The sequence below is a fragment of the Brevundimonas sanguinis genome (assembly GCF_029636725.1).
Classification (GTDB): domain Bacteria; phylum Pseudomonadota; class Alphaproteobacteria; order Caulobacterales; family Caulobacteraceae; genus Brevundimonas; species Brevundimonas sanguinis.
The window spans coordinates 2,808,351-2,825,527 of the sequence record NZ_CP116770.1; the positions used below are offsets into that span (position 1 = coordinate 2,808,351).

Annotated in this window: 14 protein-coding genes; 11 read left to right on the forward strand and 3 right to left on the reverse strand. The window is 61.5% G+C overall.

Annotated features, from left to right (window positions below):
• Positions 1-5: 5 nt before the first annotated feature.
• The 3 genes from PIB44_RS13840 to PIB44_RS13850 form a co-directional block, all read right to left on the reverse strand.
• A complete protein-coding gene (locus PIB44_RS13840) occupies positions 6-1,322 on the reverse strand; it encodes a UDP-glucose dehydrogenase family protein (protein WP_278069796.1) in 1,317 nt (438 codons plus the stop codon).
• 174 nt (positions 1,323-1,496) lie between these two features.
• Positions 1,497-2,660 (reverse strand): OmpA family protein, encoded by a 1,164-nt coding sequence (locus PIB44_RS13845; RefSeq protein WP_278069797.1) that lies wholly within the window; start codon positions 2,658-2,660, stop codon positions 1,497-1,499.
• A 165-nt stretch (positions 2,661-2,825) separates the two neighbouring features.
• On the reverse strand, positions 2,826-5,030 hold the full coding sequence (locus PIB44_RS13850; protein ID WP_278069798.1) for an AGE family epimerase/isomerase: 2,205 nt from the start codon (positions 5,028-5,030) through the stop codon (positions 2,826-2,828).
• A 133-nt stretch (positions 5,031-5,163) separates the two neighbouring features.
• Between PIB44_RS13850 and argB the strand changes: the two genes are divergently transcribed.
• From argB to PIB44_RS13905, 11 genes are all read left to right on the forward strand, one after another.
• Positions 5,164-6,093, forward strand: coding sequence for an acetylglutamate kinase (gene argB / locus PIB44_RS13855; RefSeq protein WP_025978669.1), 930 nt, complete (start codon positions 5,164-5,166; stop codon positions 6,091-6,093).
• Positions 6,090-6,800, forward strand: a complete 711-nt coding sequence (locus PIB44_RS13860) for a pyrimidine 5'-nucleotidase (RefSeq protein ID WP_134581662.1) — start codon at positions 6,090-6,092, stop codon at positions 6,798-6,800. Before argB ends, PIB44_RS13860 begins: the two co-directional genes overlap by 4 nt.
• Positions 6,797-7,666, forward strand: a complete 870-nt coding sequence (gene dapD / locus PIB44_RS13865; RefSeq protein ID WP_278069799.1) for a 2,3,4,5-tetrahydropyridine-2,6-dicarboxylate N-succinyltransferase — start codon at positions 6,797-6,799, stop codon at positions 7,664-7,666. The genes PIB44_RS13860 and dapD overlap by 4 nt, the downstream gene beginning before the upstream one ends.
• Before the next feature lie 83 nt (positions 7,667-7,749).
• Complete coding sequence (locus tag PIB44_RS13870; RefSeq protein WP_278069800.1) at positions 7,750-10,080, forward strand: S8 family peptidase; 2,331 nt, start codon at positions 7,750-7,752, stop codon at positions 10,078-10,080.
• A gap of 263 nt (positions 10,081-10,343) precedes the next feature.
• A complete protein-coding gene (locus PIB44_RS13875; protein ID WP_278069801.1) occupies positions 10,344-11,072 on the forward strand; it encodes an ABC transporter permease in 729 nt (242 codons plus the stop codon).
• Between the two features lie 30 nt (positions 11,073-11,102).
• The gene (locus PIB44_RS13880) at positions 11,103-12,263 is read left to right on the forward strand and encodes a KpsE/RkpR family capsule polysaccharide export protein (protein WP_278069802.1); all 1,161 of its coding nucleotides are present in this window, start codon (positions 11,103-11,105) and stop codon (positions 12,261-12,263) included.
• Positions 12,263-12,934: an ABC transporter ATP-binding protein gene (locus PIB44_RS13885; protein WP_278069803.1), complete on the forward strand. Its 672-nt coding sequence runs from the start codon at positions 12,263-12,265 to the stop codon at positions 12,932-12,934. Before PIB44_RS13880 ends, PIB44_RS13885 begins: the two co-directional genes overlap by 1 nt.
• Positions 12,919-13,782, forward strand: a complete 864-nt coding sequence (locus tag PIB44_RS13890) for a hypothetical protein (protein WP_278069804.1) — start codon at positions 12,919-12,921, stop codon at positions 13,780-13,782. The genes PIB44_RS13885 and PIB44_RS13890 overlap by 16 nt, the downstream gene beginning before the upstream one ends.
• Positions 13,783-13,846: 64 nt before the next feature.
• Positions 13,847-15,595 carry a glycosyltransferase family 4 protein gene (locus PIB44_RS13895; RefSeq protein WP_278069805.1) on the forward strand — a complete coding sequence of 583 codons (1,749 nt, stop codon included), beginning with the start codon at positions 13,847-13,849 and terminating at the stop codon, positions 15,593-15,595.
• A gap of 34 nt (positions 15,596-15,629) precedes the next feature.
• Complete coding sequence (locus PIB44_RS13900; RefSeq protein ID WP_278069806.1) at positions 15,630-15,926, forward strand: hypothetical protein; 297 nt, start codon at positions 15,630-15,632, stop codon at positions 15,924-15,926.
• Positions 15,927-15,939: 13 nt separating this feature from the next.
• On the forward strand, positions 15,940-17,091 hold the full coding sequence (locus tag PIB44_RS13905) for a glycosyltransferase family 4 protein (protein ID WP_278069807.1): 1,152 nt from the start codon (positions 15,940-15,942) through the stop codon (positions 17,089-17,091).
• Positions 17,092-17,177: the final 86 nt, after the last annotated feature.

Genomic DNA, 17,177 nt, shown 5'->3' on the forward strand with positions numbered 1-17,177 from the left:
GTTGATCAGGCGGCGTGGTCGGGTCGGCCGATCGACGTATAGCGGAAGCCCCGCGCCTTCATGTCGTCCGGGCGATAGACGTTGCGCAGATCGACCATGACCGGCTGCTTCAACAGCAGCTTGACCCGGTCCAGATCCAGCGCGCGGAACTGGTTCCATTCGGTCAGGATCACCACCACGTCGGCGCCCTCGACCGCGTCATAGGGGCCGCTCTTGAAGACGACGCCGTCCAGAAGCTTGGCGGCCTCCTCCATGCCCTCGGGGTCGAACGCCTGAACCGTCGCCCCGCGCGCGATCAGGGCCGGCGCGACATCCAGGGACGGCGCATCGCGCATGTCGTCGGTGTTCGGCTTGAAGGTCAGGCCCAGCAGCGCCACCGTCCGCCCCTTCAGATCGCCGCCCAGCGTCTCGGCGACGCGGTCGGCCATCGCCTTCTTGCGGGCGTCGTTGATGGCCACCGTCGTCTCGATGAGGCGAACCGGCGAGCCGGCGTCGGTCGCCGTGCGCACCAGGGCCAGGGTGTCCTTGGGAAAGCACGAACCGCCGTAGCCCGGCCCGGCGTGCAGGAATTTCGAGCCGATGCGATTGTCCAGACCGATGCCGCGGGCCACCTGCTGCACATCAGCGCCGACCGCCTCGCACAGGTCGGCGACTTCATTGATGAAGGTGATCTTCATCGCCAGGAAGGCGTTGGCCGCGTATTTGATCAGCTCGGACGTGCGGCGGCCCGTGAACATGATCGGCGTCTCGTTCAGGTTCAGCGGGCGATAGAGTTCGGCCATGACGGCGCGGGCGCGCTCGTTGTCCGTGCCGACGACGACGCGGTCGGGGCGCTTGAAGTCGCCGATCGCGGCGCCTTCGCGCAGGAATTCGGGATTGGAGACGACGGCGAAGTCGGCGTCGGGACGGCGTTCGCGGATGATGCGCTCGATCTCGCCGCCGGTGCCGACCGGGACGGTCGACTTGGTCACCACTACCGTGAAGCCCTGCATCAGATCGGCGATCTCTTCGGCCGCCGCATAGACGTAGGACAGGTCCGCGTGGCCGTCGCCGCGCCGCGAGGGGGTGCCGACGGCGATGAAGACGGCGTCGGCCCTGCGGATGGCCTCGGCGCCGTCCGTGGCGAAGGACAGGCGCCCGTCCTTGACGTTGGTCGCCACCAGATCGTCCAGGCCCGGCTCATAGATGGGCATGATGTTCTGGTGCAGGCGGTCGATCTTGGAGGCGTCCTTGTCGACGCAGGTCACCGTGTGGCCGAAATCGGCGAAACAGGCCCCAGACACCAGGCCGACATAGCCCGTTCCGATCATGGCGACGCGCATCAAAGCACTCCTCTAGAAGTCGTCCTCAGCAGATAGCCGTCGATGAAGACAGGCGCCAGCAAGGGCGGCTTTGGCGCAAAGAAAAAGGACGATCGGCCCCTGCGGGCTGACCGTCCTTGATCTTATCGACGCTTCTTGGTCGCGGGGGCCGGGATGAACCGGCCCCCTTGAGCCTTAGAAGTTGATGTCGACGGTGGCGCGGCGGTTCAGCGGCTCGCGCACGCCGTCGCCGGTGGCCTTGGCCGGGGCGGTTTCGCCCTTGCCGTCCAGCGAGATCACGCCGCCGTTGACGCCTTGAGCGACCAGGGCGTCAGCCACGGTGCGCGCACGGCGGTTGGACAGGCCCATGTTGTAGGCCGCGTTGCCCGAGGTGTCGGTGTGGCCGACCACCAGCACGCGCGTCGGAGCGCCCGACTTGGCGTAGTTGGCGGCTTGCGTCACCACCGAGCGGGCTTCCGCCGTCAGGTCCGAACGGTCGAAGTCGAAGTAGACCACGAACTGACGGGCAGCCGGCTTGGCCGGAGGCGGCGGAGGCGGCGGCGGGGGCGGGGGCGGGGGAGGCGGCGGGGGCGGCGGCGGCGGGGGCGGCGGCGGCGGGGCGACCGGCTCGGCGCCGAACGCATAGCGCAGGCCCAGCGTCACGGTGTGCGACTGGTCATAGTCGCCCGCCAGGGTGCCGAACGGAATGGCGCCCGTGCCCGAGGTGCGGGTGTCGAACTCCATGTCGCCCGTCAGGTAACGGTACGTCAGGTCGACGTTGGCGCGGTCCGAGACGGCCCAGGCCAGACCGGCGATCGCCTGGGCGGCGAACTTGGTCGAGCTGTCGTCAGCGCCGAAGGTCACGCCCGGCGTCTGACGCAGGCGGCCGACGGTGTCGGTGTTGACGCGGTTGACGCCCACGCCCAGGCCGACGAACGGACGCAGGGTCCAGTCCGGCGTGCCGAAGTCATAGATGACGTTGGCCATCAGGGTGGTCGACGTGATGTCGCCTTCCGGCGAGTGGCACGGACCGGTGGCCGGCGTCAGGTTGCACAGGCCCTGCGGACCCGAGACGGCGCGCACGGTGCCGATGTCGCCCGAGCGGTAGCCGCCTTCGAGTTCAGCGCGCCAGTTCGGGTTGAAACGGTAGCCCAGGCGAGCAAAAGCCGCCCAGCCGTCGTTGACTTCCCAGTTCCAGTTGTGGCCGGTCGCCGAGGCTTCCGTATTGATGTCGTCGATGATGTGGTAGCCGGCGTCGATCGCGCCGTACCAGCCATCGGGCTCAGCCGATGCTGCGCCGGCCGACAGGGCCAGGGCGGCCGCCGCGCTCGACGCCAGGATCAAACTCTTGACACGCATGTGATGCGGCCCTCCGAGATCTGTTGACAATTGGGCGATATTGCAGGGTCACCGCCTAGGGTGACCCTTACCAGCGTCGCCATATGCGGTCGAGCACGAAACGGTTGATTCCCGCATCATGCAACCGCACAGTGTTCTAAAAGCTACAACAAGTTAACTTGCTCCTTAACTCAGAGAAAGTGCGGCAGCGTCGCCCTTCAAGGTTGCTGCTTCAGCTACCTGGGTAAAAGCAGAGACGATATGGTACAAAGAGCTAGCAGGCGACGCCTCTTCAATGAACCGGCCGCTTTCAAGTCTCTTATCTCGCCAAAGCCCATCGTCCGTAAGATACGTCCAGACGGCGCGCTGGGCGCGAGCAGCCTCGGAAAGAAAACGAGCTTCATCGGCCGGGCATAAAGCTGCAAGAAGCAGAGACGCCTTGAGCCACTCTGTCTGAGGCCAGAGCCGCGCACGCCGCTTACAAATGTTCCCATCCTCGTCCATGGCATCCACGGCGACTTGACCCCAAACCTCCACGCCTTCAAGCCCGCGGTAAAACAAGGTTTTTGCGGCTGCGAGCCAACGCGGATCACCTTCATGCCGGTATAGCCGCCCCAGCAGCCAGGCCCACTCGAATTGGTGTCCAGGTTCGACAAGACGCCCGGATTCTCCCGAAGCTGGCATCCAGTCAGCTTCAAAGAACTCTCTCAATCGACCTGTCTTTGAATCCATAAAAACATTGACCGCCAAGCTTGCGACCTGCTCAGCAAGCGCCTTCCATGCCGGATCGTAGCTGACTTCCGACCACGCCAGAGCCGCCTCCAGCAGGTGCATGTGGGCGTTCGACTGGTAGGGCTGATCTCCCGCTTCCACGATGGCACCCGATTGGTCTGCCATCTTGAGCAGACGAATTCTCACGTCGCGGGCAATAGCTTCACCCCGCCCCGCCCAATCGACGCCCGCTTTCTGCGCGGTCGCTAGCGCGAGTAGAAGAAAAGCCTGATCGTAGACCCGGAAATCATTGTCCAGAGGCGAGCCGTCATGCGCCACCAACGTTCGCATGAGGCCGTCAGGACGCAGGAAGGCCCGCTCCAAATATGAGAGTCCCGCAATGACATTCTGACGCCACGCTCCTTGCCAGCCAAGCAGGCCGGCCTGCGCGAAAACATAAATCTGTCGAGCTTGAACGCGCGCACGTCTCTCCGCCGCTACAGTTCGCCCATCAAGATTGAGCAACTCTGCAAAAGCTCCATTCTCAGACTGCCCAACGGACGACCAAAGCGGCAATGCGCGCAAGCGCAACCACTCACTAAATCTGCGCGATCCAACCTCGAGCGTCTCTACTTCCGGCTGAACAAAATCCATGTGCTGTGGAGAAGACTTTCGCAGTCTTTCCACCACCCTCTTCACGTCTTGAGCTCGAGCCAGATCGCATACCAAGACCGCGTCGTCTTCGACCACAATGCCCAGGTTTCGAACCCCCAACGCCGCGACGACCACGCCTTCGGGTGCGCGAGCCATACACCCCTCAGCGTCTTCGAAGATATGGCCGCCGAACTCCCCTTCGCCGGTTGCGGCGACCGCGTCCCAGGCCCCCAGATCCGACCATTGGAAATCCACCGGCATGACCCAAGCGCGCTGCGTACGCTCCATCAAGGCATAGTCGATCGAAATCTTGGGCGTCGAACGAAATTCGACGCCTAGTTCGACGACTTCGCCCGAACAGCCTTCAACCGACGCCATCGCCGCCTGAAGAACATCGGGAGCATAATGGGCGAGCTCAGAGAGAAGAATTTTAGCAGAAATTATAAAGTTGCCACTGTTCCAAAGAAAACCTTTCTTAATGTATTCCTGCGCTACAACTCGGTCTGGCTTCTCTACAAACTGCCGTACTGGGGCAATGCCATCCGCCGCCGCCTGAATATAACCATAAGCTGTCGAGGGCTCTGTCGGCTTGACGCCTAGAGTGACGATATGCCCCTTCGACGCGCATTCGCTTGCCTTCCGTACCGCATCGCAGAAGGCGCGATGGTCCGGAATGTGATGATCTGACGCGACAAAAATGTTCACGCCGTCAGCGTCGTGCTGTTCCGTCCATGCGGCCGCCGCGGCCATCGCGGCTGCTGAATCTCGCGCCTCCGGCTCAAGGAGAACTTGAGCAACGACATCGATTTCATGGAGCTGTTCTAAAATGGCGCCTCGATGCGCCTGGCCGCCAATAACAATTATGCGCCCACCGTCCGAAACCAGCGGCTGAGTTCGTAAAACTGCTTCCTGAAAAAGGGAGCGGTTACCTGAAAGCGGAATGAACTGCTTAGGCCTTGAGGGGCGAGATGCCGGCCAAAGCCTGGTTCCCGCACCGCCGCACATAATGACAGGATATAATCTCATGCGTGGATGCCTAATTTGAGTCGCGTCGAAGAAAGTACCCGATCACAGAATTACGAAAGAATGACAACCTCGCTCACTTCACCAGCACCTTGCCCGTGACTCCCGCGCCCTTGCCCGCTATCGAGCGCGCACCATGATAGAGACTGATCGGCAATCCGAGGAACGCGGCTGGGAGACGGCGAAGACGCTCGCTGAGGCCCTGCCCTATATCCAGGTGTATGACCGCGAGACCGTGGTCATCAAATACGGCGGCCACGCCATGGGCGAGAGCGCCGTGGCCCGGCAGTTCGCCGCCGACGTGGTGTTGCTGAAGCTGATGGGCGTGAACCCCGTGGTCGTGCACGGCGGCGGGCCGCAGATCAGCGCCATGTTGGACAAGGCGGGCGTGAAGTCGGCCTTCGTCGACGGCCTGCGCGTAACGGACAAGGACACCATGTCGGTGGCCGAGATGGTCCTGTCCGGCGCCGTGAACAAAGAGATCGCCCACTGGATCACCGTCGCCGGCAAGGAAGCCGACGTGCGTGGCGTCGGCCTGTCGGGCAAGGACGCTGGCCTGCTGACGGTCGAGAAGACCAAGCGCACCAAGCGCGACCCCGACAGCATGATCGAGCATGAGGTCGATCTGGGCTTCGTCGGCGAGCCGACCAAGGTCGATCCCAAGCTGATCAAGGGGCTGATCGCCTCCGAGACCGAGGACTGGGTGCCGGTCATCGCCCCCATCGGGGTGGCCGAAGACGGCCTGACCTATAACGTCAACGCCGACACCGTCGCCGGGGCCGTCGCCGGCGCGCTACACGCCAAGCGGATGCTGCTGCTGACCGACGTGCCGGGGGTCAAGGGCGCCGACGGGGAGATCATCCGCCAGATGACGCTGGAAGAGGCGCAAGGCCTGATCGACGACGGCGTCGCCACCGGCGGCATGATCCCCAAGCTGGAGACGGCCATGGCCGCCGTCCGCGCCGGGGTCGAGGCCGTGGTCATCCTGGACGGGCGACGTCCGCACGCCATGCTCGTCGAACTGTTCACCGAGCACGGCGCCGGCACCCTGGTGAAGGCGAAGTGACGGCAGACGCTTCGGGCGGGCCGCTCGCGGCGAGCACCGAGATCGGCGCCGACCTGCGCCACGTGCGGTCCTGGGTGTTCGACCTCGACAACACCCTCTACCCGCCGGAAAGCCAGTTCCTGACGCAGGTCGAGCAGCGCATCAACCAGTATGTGGTGCGCACCTCGGGCCTGCCGTCGGCCGAGGCCTTGAGCGTGCAGAAGGGTTATCTGCACGACTACGGCACCTCCCTGGCCGGGCTGATGCTGCACTATCAGATCGACCCGCACGACTTCCTGGCCGAGGTGCACGACGTGCCGTTGGACGTGCTGACGCCCGATCCCGGCCTGCACGCGGCGCTGGAGCGGCTGCAAGGCCCGCGCCTGATATTCACCAACGGCTCGATCGGCCACGCCCGACGGGTGATGGAGCGGCTGGAGCTGACGCGCTTCTTCGACGGCGTCTTCGCCCTGGAGGACGCCGACCTGATCCCCAAGCCGGACCCGCGCACCTTCGACAAGATGCTGGCCCGCTTCGGCGTCGATCCGGCGACCGCCTGCTTCTTCGAGGACACGCCCAAGAACCTCGAACCGGCGCACGCCATCGGCATGACGACCGTCCTGGTCGGGCCCAAGGCCTTCACCGCCGAGGGCGACCACATCCAACACCGGGCCGCCTCCCTGGGCCCCTTCCTGGCTGCCGCCATGCTTGACGGAGATCCGCAATGACCGACCTGACCCGCCTGGAATCCGTGATCGAAGCCGCCTGGGAAGATCGCGCCGAGGTATCCTCGGCCACGCGCGGCGAGGTGCGCGACGCCGTCGAGACCGCCCTGGCCCTGCTGGATTCCGGCCAGGCGCGCGTGGCCTCGCGCGGCGAAGACGGCGTGTGGACCACGCATCAATGGCTGAAGAAGGCGGTGCTGCTGTCCTTCCGCCTGAACGACAACGTCATCATGCGCGCCGGCCACGCGCCGACCCTGCCGCTGTCGGCCGATCACCCGGCCGCGGTCGGCCCCTTCTGGGACAAGGTGCCCAACAAGTTCGGCGACTGGAGCGCGGCCGACTATCAGGCCGCCGGCTTCCGCTCGGTGCCCGGCGCCATCGTCCGTCGCGGCGCCTATGTCGGCAAGAACGTGGTGCTGATGCCCTCCTTCGTGAACATCGGCGCCTATGTCGACGAAGGCTCGATGGTCGACGCCTGGGCCACGGTCGGCTCGTGCGCCCAGATCGGCAAGAACGTCCACCTGTCGGGCGGCGCCGGCATCGGCGGCGTGCTGGAGCCGCTGCAGGCCAATCCGACGATCATCGAGGACGGCTGCTTCATCGGCGCCCGCGCCGAGGTCGCCGAGGGCGTCATCGTGCGCGAGGGCGCGGTCCTGGCCATGGGCGTCTATCTGTCGGGCTCGACCAAGATCGTCGACCGGGCGACCGGCGAGATCTTCCGGGGCGAGGTGCCCGCCTACTCGGTCGTGGTGCCGGGCGCCCTGCCCGACCCGAACGGCGGCCCCAGCCTGTATTGCGCCGTCATCGTCAAGCGCGTAGACGCCCAGACCCGCGCCAAGACCGGCGTCAACGAACTGCTGCGCGACTGATTCCCAAGCGGCGCTGTCGAAACAGGCTCGTCAATCGTTCCGAAACCGGCCTAATGGCCCAATAGGTTTCGGAAGAGGGAACCATGGCTGTTCATCGACTGCGGCGGATCGCGATCTCGATCAGCGTCCTGGGCTTGCTGGCGACGCCGCTGGCCGCTTGCGGCGGGGGCGGAGGGGGTGGTGGAGGCGGCATCGTCACGCCCACGCCTCCACCGCCGCCGCCACCGCCGCCGCCGCCTCCTCCACCACCGCCCCCGCCACCCCCTCCGCCGATCCCGTCGGAAGCCTCGCGCGAATACCAACGCAACTGGGGCGTGGCCGATGCTCAGGCCATCGCCGCCTGGCGCACGGGCGCGACCGGGCGCGGCGTCACCGTCGGGGTGGTGGATTCCGGCATCCGCATGAACCATCAGGATCTGGGCGCGAACATCTCGCCCCTGTCCACAGACATCGTCGCCGGTCGCAACGAGCGCGAGGGCGAGGACCGGCACGGAACGCGGGTGGCGAGCGTCATCGCCGCGCCCTTCAACAATTACGGCACGGTCGGGGTGGCCTTCAACTCGACCATTCTGTCGGTCCGGGCCGACGTCAGCGACTGTACCGATCCGGACGACACGGTCTGCTTCAAGAGCAGCGACCTGGCGCGGGCCCTGGACTATGCGGTGCAGAACGGAGCGCGGGTGATCAATCTGTCGCTCGGCGGCGAGAGCCCCCTGGGCGCCCAGTTCGAGGCGGCCCTGCTGCGCGCGATCAATGCTGGCGTGGTCTTCGCCATCGCCTCGGGCAATGAGGAGGGCGCCAACCCCGAATGGCCCGGTCGCTACGCCAGCGATCCCCGGTTCGCTGGCGCCATCATCGTCACGGGGGCGCATGACCAGGCCCAGCAGATCGCCGCCTTCTCCAACCGCGCCGGCGTGTCGCAGAACGCCTTCCTGTCCGCGCCCGGCGTCGACGTCATTGTCGACTGCGAGGACGAGGGCTGCTGGCGGGTGAACGGCACCTCCTTCGCCTCGCCCGCCGTGGCGGGAGCGCTGGCCCTGCTGCTGGAGGCCTTCCCCAACCTGACCGGACGGCAGGCCATAGACATCCTGCTGCGCACCGGGCGCGAGGCGGGCGATGCGGGAACCGACATCGTCTACGGCCGCGGCCTGCTGGACATCGCCAGCGCCTTCCAGCCGGTGGGCGCGACCTCGGCGCCGATGGCGACCGGGGCGGCGGTGAATATCGCGCTGGAGCCCGGCGCCCATGTCGGCGGACCGTTCGGCGACGCCCTGGGCCGCACGGGGGCGCTGAGCACCATCGCCTATGACGAATATGAGCGGCTGTTCCGCGTGGACCTGGGCGCCGCCTACGGCCCCGCGCCGCGCCGCAGCTATCAACCCAGAAATCCGACGCCGATGCAGCAGTCGCAGGTGACGCTGGATGCGCCGGGCGGGACGCGTCTGTCGCTGGCCGCCGCCACGCAGGTGGCCGTGCCCGAGCCGGTGGTCGCCCGCTACACCCCGTTCGACGCGCCGTGGCTGGGCGACGAGACGCGCAGCGAGGCTCTGTTCGACGTGCAGGCGGGTCGGCTGTCCCTCACCGCCTGGCAGGGTCAGGGCGGTGCCAGTTCGCCCTTCCGCAGCGGGTCCGGCGACGGCTTCGTCGCCCTGACCCAGGCGGACCACGCCCTGCGCGGGGGGCTGAAGCTCGGCGCCCTGACCTTCAGCGCCGAGACCGGGTCGGGCGACCGCCGCGCGCCGCTGCGTCCGGTCGAGCGCGACGCCTCGACCTACGCCCGCGCCGGGCTGGACTGGCGTTTTGCAGGCGAGGAGCAGGATCGCGGCGGCCAAGACCGAGGGGGCCTGTCGTTCAGCGTCGGGGCGCTGGACGAACGGATGGGGCCGCTGGGCGCCTATCTGCCGACGCGCTCGGACTTCGCCCTGCCGTCGCGCACCCGCTTCGCGGCGGTCGGGGCGGATGTGGCGCTGGGGCGCGGTCTGATCGTGTCGGGCGAGGCGGGCCTGGGCCGCACCGAGCTGGAGGGGCGGTTCCTGCATCTGTCGGCCCCGGCGCTCAGCTCGACCTGGCGCATCGCCCTACAGTCGGCCTGCCCGTCCTGGTCCTTGGCCAAGGCGCTGGGCTGCAGCAGCCTGAGCTGGGAGATATCCCAGCCGCTGCGGATCGAGGACGGGACGTTCAGCGCCTTCCTGGCCGACGCCCCGCTGGAGTATTTCGACCCGGTGACCTTCTCGGAGCGGCGCTTCTCGGCCGCGCCCTCGGGGCGGCAGATCGACTTCAGCGTCCGCAGCCTGCACGCCCTGCCCGGCGGGTCGTGGCTGCAGCTGGAGGCCGTGGCCAGCCGCGAGGAGCAGCACCGCGCGGGTGCCCCCACCGGCTACGCCCTGCTGGGCAGCTGGCGGCGGGGATTCTGACGTACAGCTAGAGGATCATGTCTCTGAAAATGCCGAAAGTGGGCAACACCTGGCGCCGGGCGATAGCGGGGGCCGGTCGCGCTCGCCCCGCCAGCTGCCGCGCACTTACGCACGCCCTAATGACTTTATGGACGCTCGCCACAAAAAACGTGTAGACGCCATGGTCTATCCGAAGACGAAAGCGCCCCGCTGAACTCCCCGCCATCGGCCTCTAGAGCGATCGACCTCTAATGATAAATCACGCTAGGATTATCGGCGCCCTGATGATGCGGGAGACGAGCACCCGCTTTGGTCGTGAAGGCATCGGTTTCGCCTGGTTAATCCTAGAGCCGCTTATCTTCTGCCTTGCCGTCCTTGTTCTATGGACTTTGACAAAACCCGATTACTCGAACGGCATCAAAGTTTCCGCATTCATGATGAGCGGATATATGTGCCTAATCCTCCTGCGGCACATGGTGACATATAGCCTTTCCGCATTGCAGGCGAATATGGGGCTTCTTCACCACAGATTCGTCTCGCCCATTCATATATTCGCGGCTCGAAATCTTCTGGAATTCGGCGGCACAACCATCGCTTTTGTCTTCGTATACGCCATACTCATGTCCTTGGGGGAGATGAGCCTGCCAAAAGACATGATTTTGGTTTATTCTGGATGGGTTCTTTTAACCTGGATCGGCCTAGGTTTCGCACTTTTGCTTACCGGACTATCAATGCGATTTGAGATTTTGGAGCGTATTGTGGGACTCATGACCTACTTGCTCGTTCCATTCTCCGGAGCATTCATCATGGTTGCATGGATGCCGCATCAATTTCAGGAGCTTTTTCTTTATATCCCCTTCCCGCACCCAATCGAAATGTTACGGGCTGGCATATTTGGTGAGTTTGTGGAAACTCACTACAATGTAGCATACGCCTTTTTCTGGGGGCTTGGCATGAACACCATCGGGATCATCCTCATCGCCCTATCCCGAGACCGGATCGATGTCGAATAATTATGAACGTTCAAGCAAAGTATACGACCAATGACGCAGGTTGAGATTGAGTATCGCGGCCCAAGCTCAGACAATAACGAAGCAAAAACCAAGTCTCGCCAGTGGTGGAGCAAGCTTCCTGTTAGCTTCCTAGGCGTTGTCGTGGCTCCGACGCTGGCAGCTACCGTCTACTTTACCCTAGTCGCCACCCCCCAATACGTCTCCGAGGCTCGCTTTATCGTCAGACAGCCATCCCAGCCGCAGCCGTCTGGCTTGGGCGTCGCCCTCCAGGGTATCGGCCTGCCGGCAGGACAGACGGACGCTTTCGCCGTGCACGAGTACGTTCTGTCTCGCACAGGCATGCAGGGCTTGGCTAAAGATATCGACCTCCCGCAGGCTCTTCGCGCCAACCATGCGGACCCCCTTGCTCGATATCCCCGGCCCTGGGAGGGACGGTCGCAAGAAGATCTGTTCAAGGCCTACCTGAGATTTGTGGAGGTAGGGTATGATAGCTCGACGGGCATCAGCACCCTTCGCGCCCGGGCTTTCCGTCCTGAGGACGCACGGAGAATGAGCGCGTCGCTGCTCGCCCGCAGCGAACAGCTGGTAAACCAATTGAACGACCGCGCGGCGTCAAACGCCGTCCAGGAGGCGTTGCAATCGCGTGATGACGCCATAGCGCGGCGCGATCTGGCGCAACGCAAGCTAACCTCATTCCGTAACAGCTCCGGGATAATCGATCCGAGCCGCACAGCGTCCGAAATGACCCAGCTCATTGGAGGGCTCCTGGAGCAGGTAGCCGTGTTAAAAGCGGAGAAGGCGCAAGTGGCGTCACTCACGCCCAGCAGCCCACAGATCGAGGTTATCGATGCGCGCATACGCGCCTATGAAAATCAGATTTCGATAGAGCGTGCGAAAATGGCTGGCGCCGCGGGCTCCTTGGCGCCGCAGGTTGGCGGATACGAAGACCTTCTTCTCGCAAGAGAAATTGCGGACCGAGAAGTCACCCAGACAACCGCAGCCTATATTTCCGCTCGAAACGAAGCCCGGCGCCAGCAACTCTACCTGGATCGGATCGTCGAGCCCAACCTCCCGGACAAGTCGACCGAACCCCGCCGGCTGATCTCCATCCTCATCGTGCTCATGTCCACGCTCAGCGTTTATGGGCTGGGGTGGCTAATATGGGCGGGCATCCGGGAACACCGTCAATAATGGCCGCCGAATCCAATTCGCCAGGTCTTGTGGTAAAGGGGCTCGGTAAAAAATACCCGCAGTCGAACCGCCCAGTGTTCGCAGACATCTCGTTCAATCTTGAGCGAGATGGCCGCCTCGCCATTCTCGGCCGCAACGGACAAGGCAAGTCGACGCTCATCAAAATTTTGGGCGGAGCTCTTAAACAAAGTTCTGGCTACATAAAATGGGACATGACCTCGTCTTGGCCTATTGGCTTTGGAGGAGGCTTTCAAGGCAGCCTTACCGGACTCGACAACATTAGATTTCTGGCGCGCATCTACCGGAAAGACTACCGTGAGCTCACTGAACTAGTCGATGATTTTGCTGAATTGGGTCCTGCTCTAAAGAAGCCCGTTAAGCAGTATTCGGCCGGCATGCGCGCCCGCCTTGCATTCGGCCTGTCGCTAGCCATTGAGTTCGACTGCTATCTAGTCGACGAGCTGGTTGCGGTGGGCGACGCAAGATTTCAGCGAAAATGCCAAGAGGAGCTTTTTGAACGTCGCGCCCACCGGGCATTTTTGATGGCTTCCCACGACCTCGCCATGATCAAGCAGAATTGCGATCGCGCTCTGATAGTCGAGGGCGGCCGCGCCAAGATGTTCGCTGATATTGAAGAGGCGGTTGATATATATTCATGGCTGAGATCCTGACCCCTTCTCGTAGAACGTGCGCTATCGTCTATTCGCCGTTTCCAGACGCCAACACATGGCGCGCACAGCTAGATCAATCTGCAGCTAGCAACGGATGGACCGTCCGCGACGCATCGGCCCTCTCACCGGAGCAGGCAGCCACGCACGGGATGCTGATCACATGCGAGAGCATTGAACAGGCGCTGCCCTACACCACAAATATTTTTCTCGTCTCGGCGTCCCCGAACCATTGCGCCGATTATCTAGAAACTGTTGCCTCGATCGAGCCCATGTATGCGGTACAGTGGACCAGCAGGCATTTTTCTTCGTTGCATGAGCGATCCGACATTGGCTGGACCACGCTCGATCCCTACAAAAATTACTCGCCTGAAGAGACCGAACTGTCGTTTCCCATCCAATCCCTGGCGGCGACAGAAGTGCCGAGCCACGAGGTGCTCGATATGTTTCGCGTCCTGCCAGTGCCGGCCGGCTCACAATTCGACTGGCCCGAACGTGCTCTTTTTGAGGAGTCTCAGAATGGTGGCGAATTTCGGCCTCTGACCGGGCGCCGGCGATGCTTGACCTTCGGGCCAAACATCGTCCTCCCCCGTGGATTATGGCGGCTGGACTTCGACCTGGAGCTGCGCACCGACCATGATCCGGTCCTTCTCTCGATCGACTGGGCGCCTGTCGACGCGGCGGATGCAGGAAAGCACTTTTCGCTCGCCGCAGGCATCCATCACGTTTCCCTGAGGCGTCACTGGAAGTCGGGTGAGGTCAATACCCTTCGCTTGATCCTTGAACGACCGCGCATCGATGGATGGTGCCGATTGGGAAGTATAAAAGCGACATATATGGCCGACATATAAATACATGCCCATGGAACGTCCCCGGCTTGCACTAGTCTCTCCCGTTCCTCCGTCACCGACAGGAGTGGCCGACTACGCAATCGATCTCTGCGCCGCCCTGGAGATCGATTACGCGGTGGAGATCGTGACCGAATCCGTCCCGCCAGGGACCTTCGTCACTAGCCTTTCTCGCGCGGTGTCTCCCGCGGACTTTCTCCAAAAACAGCGTAATCACTATGACAGAGTGCTGTATCAGATCGGCAATTCTCGTTTTCACATATATGCTTGCGAACTTCTTCATCGCGTCCTGGGTGATGTCGTTCTTCATGACATCGTTCTTTCCGACCTTCTGACTGCCGCGCTCTGTGGGAGCGAAGAGCTCGATCATGTCACCATGAAAGACGCGCGCGTGCCCCACGACGTTACTGGTACGGCTGGCTACTCCATTGAATTCATAACGCAGCGTGCCAAGAGCGTAATTGTCCACTCCGATCACGCAAAGAGACTCATATCAAGCTCCGTAGATTCACAGAAAATACATTTTGTCCCTCAGATTCACCATATAGTTAGAAAAGACCGAGAAGTTTCGAGGTCTTTTCTTGATATTTCTAGCGACAAACTACTTGTTTGTTCGTTTGGAATTGTCTCCCCCACAAAATTGCACCACCTGATCGCCCATGCTGCGGACATTGCCTACCGCAAGGGGGCCAGAGAGCTAGTTCTCGCGTTTGTTGGAGATGCACCGGGCAAGTACGGACAGGCGCTGCGGCGTCACGCCCGAAATGCACCCTATGAGTTTCGCATAACCGGGCGAATCTCCAAGGACGTTTACGAGGACTACCTCGCCGCCGCCGACATCGCCATTCAACTTCGAGGAAGCTCGAAAGGTGAGAGCTCGCGTGCTGCCTTGGACACCATGTCTTCTGGGATTCCGACCATAACAAACCCGGTCGGATCTATGGCTGAGTTTCCCGACGATTGCACATATGCGATCGCCGCGAGCCCCAATCAGAAACAGCTTGGCGACGCCATTCTGACCCTCAGAAACGACAAGGATTTTCGACTTCACTTAGGCGAGCGCGCGCGCACTTACGTGGAGAAACGACACAGCGCAACAAGCGTCCGCTCCCAACTTAGAAACATATTTGCCTTTGAGCCAGACAGCAAGGATGTAGAGCGTGGTCGAGGGCCATTGTGCATAGACGCAACTGATTTGGCCCAGATAGCCGATCCCGAAATTCGGTCAGCGGCGTTTAGAAGCATCGCTTACCACCTCCAGGACACGGGCGCGGCGCCCAGAGGCATCGTATTTGGCATCCCCTCCCCCGATGGAGCGCCTCCCGAAATCCTTCCGTTGTCTACCGATGGCGCAATCATAAAGAGCGAGGCGTTCTGTCGACCTCGCAGAACATGCTCCGTGACTGACTGGCGCCCCACTCCGCGAGAATCGGAGCAAGTGAATGCAAGATTCCTGGCGGTTACATCGCCAGAAGAATATGACGCGATAGCTCAGGCGATCCATTCATTATCGCTAAACGTCAAATTTGAAAGAATTATTCTGGATCGGGATAAATACGACAGGCCCGGTGAACCCGACGATCCCGTCTCCACGAAGAAAGGAACGACGATTCTTATCTCTTCGTCAGTGGCACTATCCGTTTCATACCTTATTGAAATTCATCGGCATCACACCGGCACCATCTTCTGCGAAGATTCATCTCCGCTAAGACATTTTTTTGGCTCCCGCGCCATTTATGCCCCGGAAAACATATCATTCGCCGCATCATGCACGATGCTAATGCTCCGCTCGCAACTCAACCTCACAGACCGATGATACCTAAAGTCGCAACCACCTCGACGAGAGACCTGTGAAAAACTCCACGAGTTTCCGGCGGATTCTAGCACGCCGCACAAGAGTTCTGCGCGGCCGCCTGCCCAAGCTGTTCCGCCCTGCCGCTGCGGAAAGCCGCGTCACCCGAGAGACGAGCATCAGCCAGGACGTTCTGGAATTTCGCGCGCTCCAGGCAGGATGGCAGCGTTATCTGCCGTCCTTTATAGAAGCTATGGCCCAAGTTGAGCAGCTAAAGGCCGAGGTAGCGTCTCTAAGAGAGCAACAGGTCAGACTTGAAGTCGAGCTTAAGCGCCAATCTCAGGCCAATCCCTAGACGCCGAATCCCGATGGATAGCCCATCCAATCCCGCTAATGTAGCGCTAGTCGTTCCGTCTCTTTTCCATAGAGATGGAATTGGCCATGCTGTTTTATCGACAAGACAGGCGTTAAAGGAAAGCGGCTTCAACGTCACCGTATTCTGCCGAAAATCCGACTTCGAGGACGCCGACATTGTTCTTTTTGATACTGCGTTATCACTTGCCGTAAACGAGTCATACCTAAAGTCAGATATAATAATTTTCTTTGTCGGTATAGATCATCGGATATTCGATATAGTGTGGATGGGGAATGGAAGGGCATTGAAAATAGTACGGTTCCACAACATTACCCCCAACGTAATCGCAAATGATATTGTAGAATCATCATCAGAGTCAGTACAAAATAGCTACCCATACTTCATAAATAGCGCGGATGTCATATGGTGCGATAGTGAGTTTAATAAACGCTCAGTAATTGCCCACAACGTCGCTGCTGAGGTTATACCTCTGCCTGTTAGAAACATAAAGCCGTCTTCGACACGATGGTCGGCAAAACGTCTAATAAAAATTATTTATGTGGGACGTCTAGTTAAATCGAAGAATGTAAAGGACCTTCTTCTTGCCGTAGAAATTCTGTCTGCCGCAGTTGCATTTCCCGTCCAGCTAACTTTAGCAGGCTCATCCCGTCATGCTGATGCCGCCATCCTGGAGCTGATCCGGGATCAGGCGAGCAGGGCGGCCGGATCATATCGCATTCAGCTCAGGCTCGATTTATCCCAAGCCGCCCTCGACCGCCTCTATCGCGAAAGCGACATATTTGCGACAGCGTCGCTTCACGAGGGTTTTTGCATCCCCGTGCTGGAGGCTCTCAGCGCCGGAGCACTCCCCGTCACCTACTCAAACAGCAACCTCAAGTACATCGGAGGCGGCCTTGCCGTGCTTAGCCACAGTGATACCCCGAATGCGCTGGCAGCCGCCCTGGAGGAGGCCAGCCACATGCTCCTGAATCGACCAGCAGATGATCACGAGCCTTACCTAAAAGTGCAGGCCGGCACGTTTAGCTTTGCGGAGTTTGACATAGCTGCAGGAGCTTATTTGCAGAATTTCACTCTAAAAGCTCTGGGTTCGCAAATGATTCGGTCTATAGATAAGAAGATGAGGACGCGAGCGAAGGCGCGCTAACAACGCGTCGCTTCTAACGGTGCCGAATTGGCCATAAGCCATGACGCCATGGAGCTCTTGCTAGAGTTCAAGATGGAGATTGGACG

What these genes read in the sequence shown, in the direction of transcription:
- PIB44_RS13840 (WP_278069796.1), bottom strand. Translation starts at nt 1,322, where the DNA reads ATGCGCGTCGCCATGATCGGAACGGGCTATGTCGGCCTGGTGTCTGGG.
- PIB44_RS13845 (WP_278069797.1), bottom strand. Translation starts at nt 2,660, where the DNA reads ATGCGTGTCAAGAGTTTGATCCTGGCGTCGAGCGCGGCGGCCGCCCTG.
- PIB44_RS13850 (WP_278069798.1), bottom strand. Translation starts at nt 5,030, where the DNA reads ATGAGATTATATCCTGTCATTATGTGCGGCGGTGCGGGAACCAGGCTT.
- argB (WP_025978669.1), top strand. Translation starts at nt 5,164, where the DNA reads ATGATAGAGACTGATCGGCAATCCGAGGAACGCGGCTGGGAGACGGCG.
- dapD (WP_278069799.1), top strand. Translation starts at nt 6,797, where the DNA reads ATGACCGACCTGACCCGCCTGGAATCCGTGATCGAAGCCGCCTGGGAA.
- PIB44_RS13870 (WP_278069800.1), top strand. Translation starts at nt 7,750, where the DNA reads ATGGCTGTTCATCGACTGCGGCGGATCGCGATCTCGATCAGCGTCCTG.
- PIB44_RS13875 (WP_278069801.1), top strand. Translation starts at nt 10,344, where the DNA reads ATGATGCGGGAGACGAGCACCCGCTTTGGTCGTGAAGGCATCGGTTTC.
- PIB44_RS13880 (WP_278069802.1), top strand. Translation starts at nt 11,103, where the DNA reads ATGACGCAGGTTGAGATTGAGTATCGCGGCCCAAGCTCAGACAATAAC.
- PIB44_RS13885 (WP_278069803.1), top strand. Translation starts at nt 12,263, where the DNA reads ATGGCCGCCGAATCCAATTCGCCAGGTCTTGTGGTAAAGGGGCTCGGT.
- PIB44_RS13890 (WP_278069804.1), top strand. Translation starts at nt 12,919, where the DNA reads ATGGCTGAGATCCTGACCCCTTCTCGTAGAACGTGCGCTATCGTCTAT.
- PIB44_RS13905 (WP_278069807.1), top strand. Translation starts at nt 15,940, where the DNA reads ATGGATAGCCCATCCAATCCCGCTAATGTAGCGCTAGTCGTTCCGTCT.